The sequence below is a fragment of the Citrobacter sp. FP75 genome (assembly GCF_018342065.1).
Classification (GTDB): Bacteria; Pseudomonadota; Gammaproteobacteria; order Enterobacterales; family Enterobacteriaceae; genus Citrobacter.
This window is the reverse complement of the sequence record NZ_JAFDOE010000012.1, coordinates 17,787-26,730: the sequence shown is the minus strand read 5'-3', so window position 1 is coordinate 26,730 and position 8,944 is coordinate 17,787. Positions and strand designations below refer to the sequence as shown.

The 8,944-nt window shown below is 52.5% G+C and carries 14 protein-coding genes and 1 pseudogene; 2 read left to right on the top strand and 13 right to left on the bottom strand.

The window, feature by feature from the left end; translation table 11 throughout:
* Positions 1-19 precede the first annotated feature (19 nt).
* Positions 20-355, bottom strand: coding sequence for a plasmid mobilization protein MobA (mobA, locus tag JQ822_RS22930; RefSeq protein WP_048227655.1), 336 nt, complete (start codon positions 353-355; stop codon positions 20-22).
* A 243-nt stretch (positions 356-598) separates the two neighbouring features.
* Here mobA and JQ822_RS22925 point away from each other — a divergent pair, with 243 nt between their 5' ends.
* A complete protein-coding gene (locus tag JQ822_RS22925; protein ID WP_069325148.1) occupies positions 599-922 on the top strand; it encodes a hypothetical protein in 324 nt (107 codons plus the stop codon).
* A gap of 162 nt (positions 923-1,084) precedes the next feature.
* On the opposite strand, the gene JQ822_RS22920 is transcribed toward JQ822_RS22925, so the two are convergent.
* The 3 genes from JQ822_RS22920 to JQ822_RS22910 form a co-directional block, all read right to left on the bottom strand.
* Complete coding sequence (locus tag JQ822_RS22920; RefSeq protein WP_053389752.1) at positions 1,085-1,918, bottom strand: DUF932 domain-containing protein; 834 nt, start codon at positions 1,916-1,918, stop codon at positions 1,085-1,087.
* Positions 1,919-2,325: 407 nt separating this feature from the next.
* The gene (locus tag JQ822_RS22915; protein WP_053389751.1) at positions 2,326-2,895 is read right to left on the bottom strand and encodes a DUF5983 family protein; all 570 of its coding nucleotides are present in this window, start codon (positions 2,893-2,895) and stop codon (positions 2,326-2,328) included.
* Between the two features lie 54 nt (positions 2,896-2,949).
* Positions 2,950-3,096, bottom strand: a complete 147-nt coding sequence (locus JQ822_RS22910; RefSeq protein WP_048227658.1) for a hypothetical protein — start codon at positions 3,094-3,096, stop codon at positions 2,950-2,952.
* Positions 3,097-3,851: 755 nt separating this feature from the next.
* Here JQ822_RS22910 and JQ822_RS22905 point away from each other — a divergent pair.
* Complete coding sequence (locus JQ822_RS22905) at positions 3,852-4,109, top strand: helix-turn-helix domain-containing protein (RefSeq protein WP_053389750.1); 258 nt, start codon at positions 3,852-3,854, stop codon at positions 4,107-4,109.
* On the opposite strand, the gene JQ822_RS22900 is transcribed toward JQ822_RS22905, so the two are convergent.
* The 9 genes and pseudogenes from JQ822_RS22900 to psiB all read right to left on the bottom strand — a co-directional run bounded on the left by JQ822_RS22900 (position 4,106) and on the right by psiB (position 8,928).
* Entirely contained in the window at positions 4,106-4,408 is a 303-nt protein-coding gene (locus tag JQ822_RS22900; protein ID WP_053389749.1) for a DUF957 domain-containing protein, read from the bottom strand. The genes JQ822_RS22905 and JQ822_RS22900 overlap by 4 nt on opposite strands.
* A gap of 44 nt (positions 4,409-4,452) precedes the next feature.
* Positions 4,453-4,944: an antirestriction protein gene (locus JQ822_RS22895; RefSeq protein WP_053389748.1), complete on the bottom strand. Its 492-nt coding sequence runs from the start codon at positions 4,942-4,944 to the stop codon at positions 4,453-4,455.
* Between the two features lie 79 nt (positions 4,945-5,023).
* On the bottom strand, positions 5,024-5,842 hold the full coding sequence (locus JQ822_RS22890; protein ID WP_053389747.1) for an N-6 DNA methylase: 819 nt from the start codon (positions 5,840-5,842) through the stop codon (positions 5,024-5,026).
* 42 nt (positions 5,843-5,884) lie between these two features.
* Positions 5,885-6,241: a hypothetical protein gene (locus tag JQ822_RS22885; protein WP_040231230.1), complete on the bottom strand. Its 357-nt coding sequence runs from the start codon at positions 6,239-6,241 to the stop codon at positions 5,885-5,887.
* A gap of 907 nt (positions 6,242-7,148) precedes the next feature.
* Positions 7,149-7,274: a type I toxin-antitoxin system Hok family toxin gene (locus tag JQ822_RS24480; RefSeq protein ID WP_228719026.1), complete on the bottom strand. Its 126-nt coding sequence runs from the start codon at positions 7,272-7,274 to the stop codon at positions 7,149-7,151.
* A pseudogene (locus JQ822_RS24475) lies at positions 7,216-7,365 on the bottom strand (DUF5431 family protein); the annotation flags it as partial. The gene JQ822_RS24480 and the pseudogene JQ822_RS24475, both read right to left, overlap by 59 nt.
* Before the next feature lie 173 nt (positions 7,366-7,538).
* Entirely contained in the window at positions 7,539-7,775 is a 237-nt protein-coding gene (locus JQ822_RS22875; RefSeq protein WP_048227663.1) for a hypothetical protein, read from the bottom strand.
* A complete protein-coding gene (locus JQ822_RS22870) occupies positions 7,772-8,506 on the bottom strand; it encodes a plasmid SOS inhibition protein A (protein ID WP_048227664.1) in 735 nt (244 codons plus the stop codon). Before JQ822_RS22870 ends, JQ822_RS22875 begins: the two co-directional genes overlap by 4 nt.
* On the bottom strand, positions 8,503-8,928 hold the full coding sequence (gene psiB, locus JQ822_RS22865) for a conjugation system SOS inhibitor PsiB (protein WP_053389746.1): 426 nt from the start codon (positions 8,926-8,928) through the stop codon (positions 8,503-8,505). Before psiB ends, JQ822_RS22870 begins: the two co-directional genes overlap by 4 nt.
* Between the last annotated feature and the right edge of the window lie 16 nt (positions 8,929-8,944).

The window sequence follows — 8,944 nt, the reverse complement described above, 5'->3', positions numbered from 1 at the left end:
TGTTCTGATTCTCTCCGTACTAGTCGTTGCTCATAAGTTTTTTTCTGAGCGTGGTGGACAATTCTGATATTGCTACAAGGACCGTGGAGTATTCTTTATCCCCGACTCTTTTCCCTTCAACAAACAGATGCTTTTGCAGTCTTCCCAGCCTCAATAGCTCAGTCATAAAGCTGTCGTCGATGAGTGAAATGACCTTTCTGTTCATCGCAGCGTTACGAATGTAAGCCGATACGCTTTGTCCAACCTCTTCCGCTTTCCCTTCAATTTCTTCGATTTCATCAGGGGTAAACCTCAGAGTCTTGATAACGGTTTTCTGCCGTTTATCACTTCCTCTTCGGGATACTTTGTCGCTCATGTGTGCTCCTTACTCGGGTGTCGGGGCGGAGCCCTGACCAGGTGGCATTTGTAATATCGTGCGTGCGCGGTATTACAAATGCACATCCTGTCCCGTTTTTTCGGCCATTATACGCTTCGCTGGCTGTTTCGCCTAGTGGCGATTTGACGGCATCGGCAGTGCGAGACACTGCCACTTTTTATTTGGCAATGGTATGATTGACATGAAAATCATAGCGGCAATATGTGAAAGGAAAAATTTGATATGGCAGATAAAAAATGGTTCACAACGGAAGACGTTGAACTGGCAAAAATGACGTTAGATTCTCTACCTGATTTAACCGAGAAACGTCTTACCAAATCCGACGTATTGAATAAACTGCAAGACCAGATAATTTTGCTTTCTGGTCATAAAGGCTATTCTGTAGATGATATCCGTTCGGCTTTAGAGGGTGTGGGTATCCAGACAAGTGTTAAAGCTATTCGTGAAATATTAAGTAAGCAGAAAAAAACAACAAAAGGGGCAGGTTTTTCTCGTAACAGAACGACTAAAAATTCTAATCAAACTCCAGTGAATCAAGAAAGTTAAGAATTTTTACGGAGAACACTGGAACCTGATGAGAGGCATTATTTTACCACGATAGTGGTTAGATAATTCCGAACTGTGTAATTAGCTGAAAACTGATTCAATACCTGAGTTTGTCACGCCCAGCACCATAATTAGCGGGAGTTTCCTCCCGCATTGCATCATTCATGACTTCAACTTTTGCATCATTTCTGCCATTCCCCACAATGCACGGTTCAGTTTTACATCCCCATCAATTCCGGTCACTGCACGTGTACGCTGTCTCTTTCCTTGCGCTGTTTTTCCCAGTAAACCACCCTTTGTCATATTCTCCTGAACACGCTGATACGTCGTCCAAAGATCATTAGATTTATCTTCATTTCGGCGAACATTGAGCAAATCGGATGGTGCCAGAGGGATGTGCTTTCCTTCTGAGTTTTCATCATAACGCCAGCCCAGAGCGGTCTGTGCAAAAATTTCCTGCTCCTCGCGTGTCAGCGCGGTGTCTTTCATTATTTCTCGTGACTCTGTTATTTCGTCAAAAATTCCCAGAACCTCGTATGCACCTTCTATAACTTGCTCGACTACATCGCCTTTGTGCGGGACACGGATCTCCCCGAACGTCTGCCCGCAAATCATCCCGTTGGTGCAGACGAAGCGGAACATTCCCGGAATCATCTGATAACTGCTGCTACCATCGTGGCTATTCAAAAGAATTATTTCCGGAACCTCTTTACCTGCAATTTGCCCGGCGCGACGCAAACGCATCATATGTTTGGTGTGACCACGTTTTCCTTCATCACGGGTGCGTGTCTGGCAAGCAAAGAACGGCAGGAAACCTTCTTCGCGCAATTTTTCCAGAACGGTAATCGTTGGAATGTACGTGTAGCGTTCGCTACGGGAATCATGTTTGTCCTCGGAAAAAATACTCGGAACAACATGCATCAGTTCATCGTTCGTCAGTGGACGTTCGCGACGGATGACATTCATTGATGCAAAACGAGATGCTAAACGGGCCATAGTGATTCTCCTCATGATGATTATAAAATTGCTTCTGCCGTCGCCTTTTTGATGATGATTCACCATCGCGGGTGGCCGTTCCCGTGATAAAGCGAACGGCCTGACCTACAAGGAGGAGATGCAAGGGTGCAGCAGGAAGCCGCAGCGCAAGCGACCAGAGGGAGTGCGAACGGGTGAGTGATGTGCCCTTGCATAGACTCCGGGTCGGGCCAGAGTCTTTCACGGGTAAGGCAGCACGCGGTGAGCAAAGTACTCAAAAGGTGAAAGCTGGAATTATCCGGCGGGCGAAGCCCGTTTCCTTTCTGGGGCCGCCAGGTGGCCCCAGTCAGGGCGGCGCTGTCGGGACGGCAGCTGCAAGCCCGTGCGCCGGAGGTGGAGAATTATGCCCGGGCGTGCCGGGCTGATACTTACCAGTCAAATACTGGCGCACCTTCCACATTATCCCCCACAGATGAGAAATGGATCATGCTAATATTGGCCTGCTTAATAGACCGATAAATTAACGCCCGTGTGGTTCGTGAAATGCCCAGACGTTTCAGCCGGAGAAGCGGACGTGTGGGAGCATCGAGGCGCAGAAGATACCCGACATCGGTATCCAGAATCCACGGCCATTCGTTCTCTGATTGGGTCAATTCCTGCAATAAATAATTATCTTCTAACGTGATATGAGATATTCGACATTCCATAACCGGGCGCAGCATCATACGCGGAGCGATGATACTTTTCCCCCATCCCAATGAATCCGTAATATCGTTCCACGCCCATTCATCATCACCAGGAATAGGGCACTCCAGCAACTGGAAAGGAACCCCGATTTTCTCCGCAATTTTCTTACCTATCGAGATCACATCCTCATTACGTTCCTGAAGATCGCGGCCTGCAATATATTCACCATCCAGATAAATGGCCTCCTCGCCGTTCTCAAGACGGATACCTGTTACGCCGCGTGGCGCATTTTGTAGATAATATTTTGGCATTGGTTATTCTCCGCAATGGCGATCAAAAGCCGCCCCGTTGCGGGGCGGCGGCTGTCAGATGTAGCCCAACTCGGCGTTCACGGTAGTCATGAACTGCTGCCAGTATTCAAATCGCAGCGCAGGTACATGCGCGCGGCGGCCACTCTTCAGGGCGTTTACAAACGCCTTCGCCTGTGCGACTATTTGCGGGTCGAAAATCATAGTTAACTCCTTTGGTTTTGATGAGGACCAGTTGCATCTGGTCTGGAAGAAGCAGAGTTCGCGCTCTGCTTTTTTATTGCCTGTGATCCGGCAATCCTTTCTGCGTCGATGACGCAAGCCTTCAGTTGTTCCCCCCCGGCTCCTTCTGCCGTCTCTTTTTTCTTCGGCTTCCGGGCCAGAACGAAACGCCCTCATTGCGCAGACGATCCGGCAGCGCCCGAAAGAGGCTGCAAGGGTTAAGGACTTATTTTTTCTGCGTCACACCGGAAAAAATCAGGCCTTAAGCAGCTCTGCTGCGACCCTTTCAGACGCTTACGGGAGATGTCAGTCTGCATCAGCAATGAGAGGCTTTCGTGCGTGCGGAGGGGAAAAAGGACGGCAGAAGAAGCCGGTGAAGCCGGCTTTCCTTAGCGGACGCCAGCGGCGGCCAGTGAAAGCGGCGCGGCCGGAACGGTCGCAGCAAGCGCGGGGGTTGCCGTTCGACATCGGACACTAGCGAATAGCCCGAAACCGCTTGCGGGTTCGGCGGAGCCTGGCCGGTGCGTCAGCAGCTGCCCGGCGGAGTGTGGCCTGACGACCCGGCGCGCTGGCGCGACGGGGAGCCGAAGGGGGCGCACCTTTCGCATTTTCCTTTCTCTTTTCGCTGTCAATTTCAACATCAAAAAAAGTGCAATTTCTGCACCTTTTAACCTTCAAAAAAACCATAATTTCATTATAAAATAAGTGCAATTTCTGCACTTTTTTAAGGATAAATAATGACAGGTTACGAGCTTCGACTCTGGAGAAAAGGCCTCGGCTGGAGCCGTGACAAGGCGGCTGAACAACTGGATATCAGCCTGCGAACCTATAAAGACTACGAAAACGCGCCCCGCCTGAAACGTAGCATTGCGCTGGCAACAGTGACGCTATCACTACAGGACCAGCTGCCCCGATTCAGACAGAACCGGACCAGCGGCGACAAAATGCGTGAAATGCTCAATACGATGATCGATGATGCGATCCATCCGGATTAACGGCCCTTCCCTGCGGGCCTCCCCTGCAACGTGTCCTGCACATATTTTTGCGCCATATTCCAGACTCGCGCTTCATCTTTGCTCAGTTCCTCTGAATCAATGGCTTCACAGGTATAGTAAGCATCCCATGGCGGCGGATGACTGACCGCTTTGGGCATATTCAGCAGTTCAACCGCCGCGCGAACTGCCGGAAGCACATCACCCGAATCGATCCCTTCATCAAAAATTATCTCTGTGCCCATCGCCACGTTATCCTCCAGCCACGCCAGCAGGATTTCCAGTTTGTGGGGTTTGCTCATACGTCCTCTTTCGGTGTGGCCCGGCAATCGCCGGGCCTGATTTTTCAGTCAATGGCCCGGTAAATCAGATCGCGTTCCGGGTGTTTGATGATGCTGATATAGTCCTTCAGCGCGTCCTGACGATCGACAAGCCCCTGGCAGACTTTCGCCATGCGCTCCCCCATTTCATAGACCTGCCAGTTCAGACGATTGAGGGACATCAGTGTCGCAATGATCCCGGCGGCCTCCGCTGAAACCTCAGCATCGAAGTAATTTCCCGGCATGGTCACGTGATACACCCCTTCCGGCGGTACCAGATACCCGGTCGGTCGGGTAATACAGTCCTCAGTCCATCCGTCAATTCGACCGCTGATACCACGCGGAACGGCAAAGTAACGCCAGAAACCTCCGTCATACTGGCTATGTACCTGTAACCAGGAGGCGACCAGCTGGTCGCCCTGCGGCGTGAAGAATAATTCAGGAATAAAGGCCAGACGCTGGCGCGGGTCAGTGATTTCAATGCTGGCAGTCGGGGCAATCATTGTGGAAGTCATCATTATTCGGCTTTCCTTAGTGGCCGCCAGTGGCGGCCAGTTTAAGTGGCGCTGCCGGAACGGCAGCTGCAAACGCTATATGTCAGGCGGCAATATCGAGGCCGTACATAAAGTCCTTCATTGCTTTCATGCGTCTCTGGAACTCCAGCTTGTTTTTAAAGTCGTTCCAGTAATAAACCGGGGTATACCGCGCACGATGCAGGTTCATTGTCAGCGTGTTGCCTGTGATAACTTCCGCCGGGATACCCAGTAACGAAAGCTGAACAAACGCCATATCGGCGGCGATCGGGTCAATATCGATACAGCTTCCGAACATGTGATTCGAATGGTCATATCCGGCATCTAACAGGCATTCGGCATAGGCGATAATCATCCCCGCCGCGCCGCTCGCAGGGTCACTGACGGTGACAAAACCCTCGCGGCGGATCGACTCTTTCACGCCGGGCATCATCATTCGTGCCATCATCGACTGAACGGAATACGGCGTGAAGTATTGCCCCATGCCATTAGATCCCAGCTCCAGCTCCATGAAAATCGCGCCGAGAAAATCATGAAATTTGGCATCGAGCGCGCACACCATCAGGATGAAAAGATCATGCATTTTCTGAATATCTGCGGCCTCGTAGCGCTCGCAGACTTTGCGGCTACGCTCGATATTCTCCGGTGTAAGAATCCGCGCCAGATCCAGCTCACTGGCAGAAAGCGTGATGAAATCGCAGAACACATCCCAGCGGCGCATATAACGCGCGGTATCGTTAAACAGGCGGATAAACTGCTTACGTGCTGCATCCACGTGCATCAATCCGATAATCGGCTTCTTTTTGGAAACCGGAACAATTGGAATAACGTTGTCAGACTCACGCGCCTGGTTGAAAAATTCTGCAAAACTCAGTTGTGACATAGTTCCCCCTGCTTGCCGCCCCTTCAGGGGCGGCTCCGTGTATCAGTGTGTTTTCTGGCTTTCAGGAATGAAGGTCGCTTTGACCTTCGCCACAATGACGGCGTGATTCAGGTGGCTGTAATCACGCAGACGGAAATAACGCTTGCCGCAGCGCACGAAAATATCAGTCACGTTCCCGCAATACATTTCCTGCATCATGAACGTTTCAGTGTCCTGCGCGGTGTCGCTACGCCAGTTCATTGGCGGCATCATCCCTGCCGCGTCATGGAACTTGTACACGTCGATTTCGACGGGTGCAGTGACAGCCGCTTTTTCGCGGGTCAGCCAGTAGGCGCGCTCGGCCTCGGCGGTCGCGTTCATGTCCAGCGTGTGGGTCGGTTCGGTCTGATATACGTGCATAAGGATCTCCTTTCTTTTAATCACATCACCCGTTGAGTTACGGGAGCCGCGGTTTTGACGTTTTGCGGGAACCTGCTGAAGTTTCCCGGGTTGTTTCACTTCACCCGTTTGAGAACCTTCGCCGCAGGTGCAGCACGCCACCGGCCGACGCCGGAATCCGGGGCGGAAGCGCAAAGTTTTTACCTGGAAAAAGTTTTCGCTGGAGAGCGGCAGCGGCCCTGGATGACAAGGAGGACTGTGGCGTGATTCAGCACCCAGGAGGAGGATCTCAAAGGGCGAAACGCACAACGGAGAAGACGAGCCGGGACCCGCCGCAACGGCGATACGCGGCAGCGTAGCGATGTTGCCCTGCAGAATCCCGTCGCCGGCGACGGGATGGTGAGAGCGGCGTGGCCGGAACGGCCGCAGCAAGCGTGGGGTTGACCTTCTCCATCGGACACTAGCGAATAGCCCGAAACCCGCAGGGGTTCGGCGGAGCCTGGCGGGTGCGTTAAGCAGTTGCCCTGGCGGAGTGTGGCCTGACGACCTGGCGCGCTGGCGCGACGGGGAGCCGAAGGTGGTCGGGTTCTTCGCCTTTCTGGTTTGAAACAGCAAAAATCCGGGAGAAAATGGCACAGCTATCAGGGAAAGTGGTACAGAAGTGAGTAAAGAGAAACAGACGGCAGGAAGAAAGCGGAAGACGACTAAATGACCATAATGAGGACATAAACGGAGGGGAGGATGGGAGGCGCGCAGCGCCTCTCCCCCGCCCTTCCAGCTGGGCGCCCTGCAGCAGGTTGTTCATGCCAGGCCAGACAGGGAAAAGGGCCTCCCTGCGAACAGGGAAGCCCTTCTAAAAGCGCTTGCGGCAATGGTCCGACAACATCCGATACCCTGAATGGCGGGGGTTTCCCCCCGCCGGGGTTAGCTACTTAGCGGATTCGTAAGCCAGTATTGCAGCGACCTCCCGTTCTCCGTCCTTCAGCCTGATTTCGCAAAGCGATTTTCGGGTCAGGTATGTGAATGCCAGCAGTGTTAAACACACTATAAGCACACACCAGATAACGGGACTTCGCGGCAGTTTCATGGCCTTCTTCTCCTTGCCTTACGGCATCTAAGAGGCTATCCTGATGGTGTCGATTCATGCAGGGGCCTCGGTTAATGAAAATTAACTGGGGCTTTTGTCTTTCTGCCTCACGACACAGGTACAAACCACCGGAACATCCTGAGGCAAAAAGCCTCAAGCGCCACCGCCATTATACCGTTCATCCCTCTTTCTGCCCAGGAATAGGCAGCTAACTGTCTTAATTTATCCTGCTTATCCGTCTTCCCGGGGATCGCCCTCCCCTCTGGCCCACTCAGTAATCTGCTCATCCAGCACGGCAAGTTGCGGGTATACCGCCTCAGCCAACAGATAAAAATCTGTCTCCAGTCCGCCATGCCAGTCGGCCCATTCGGCAGACATATCATTCAGTTTGTCGACGATGGTCTGCAGCTTCTTACGCTGACTGCGTGCGAGTTTCAGTTCCTCGCGGAACGGGTTTCGTTTTCTCACGGCCAGACCTCCCGAAGAGTGATCTTGTTCGGTACCATCCAGCGTTCAAGCTCGCGTTCTTCAGGCGAACTGGCTCCCGCAACGTCGTGAACATCCAGCACAACCTCCAGCGCCGACAGGTTATACCCGCGAACCAGAGATGCCAGTGACGGACAACGTTCTGTCCACGCCCACAGCATTTTTTCCAGATCGTAGTCCCGGATATCCTGTTGTGACCAGTGGGCATACCAGGTGCGGATAGTCTCCGGTGTGTGAAATGCCAGGTCAATTTCGGCCTGCCCGGTCAGATTGTCATACTTCTCTTCCCGCTCTCTTTCTCGGCGTGCCTCCTGACGGCTGTATAGATCATCTTCACGCTGGTAACGGCTTGCCTGACGCTCTCCCACACTGAACGCCTGCTCCGGAAACAGCGATGTCACCATCGAGGTATCAAGCGGTGAATAACAATGCCGACCCCGCGAGCGAATCAGAGTATCAAATGCTTCCTCATACTGAGCGAGCGGGACTTTGTCGTCCTTGTACCAGTACACGCCGCGTACCTGGTTAATGGCGCGACCGCTAATTTTGCTGCTCCCACACAGGAACCGGAAAAAGGCCCGGGCATAAGGGTGCGGCGGATTACCGAACCGCCTGTCCTTCTGGGTTGTTTCCTCAACGTGCATAATGGCACGGAGTGCAGCTTCACGTTCTGGCAGTTGCGTCACAAGAGAGAGATGGCGTGGAATGCTCATGCTGGTATCTCCTCTTTCAGAATAGACATGATGTCGCATAGTCCGTATCCATCCCAGTGAAGGCCACTGATCTGGCACAAAATGCGGCTGATTTCACTGGCATCGAAGAACGAGGACTGGTGAACACAGGCCAGACGCTCTCCCTGAGACATGGAAATCAGCACAAGCCAGTAATCACTGATTTCACCAGGGCTGCATACCACCACTTCAAAGCGCTCATGTTCGGGGGTAAAGCGAATCTGAACCGGAAACAAGCCGCCGAACTCACTGCGAAATTCTCCGTTCATGTCCCATTTGTCAGGAAGCGCGAAGGAATTCATGACGGCATTAGTGAGTTCACTGCGATACTGAAAACCCGCTGCTCGATGGGCTTCAAACTCTTCGGCGGTCATCGCGGCAAGACGGGAATGATGAATACTCATAGGGTATCTCCTTATT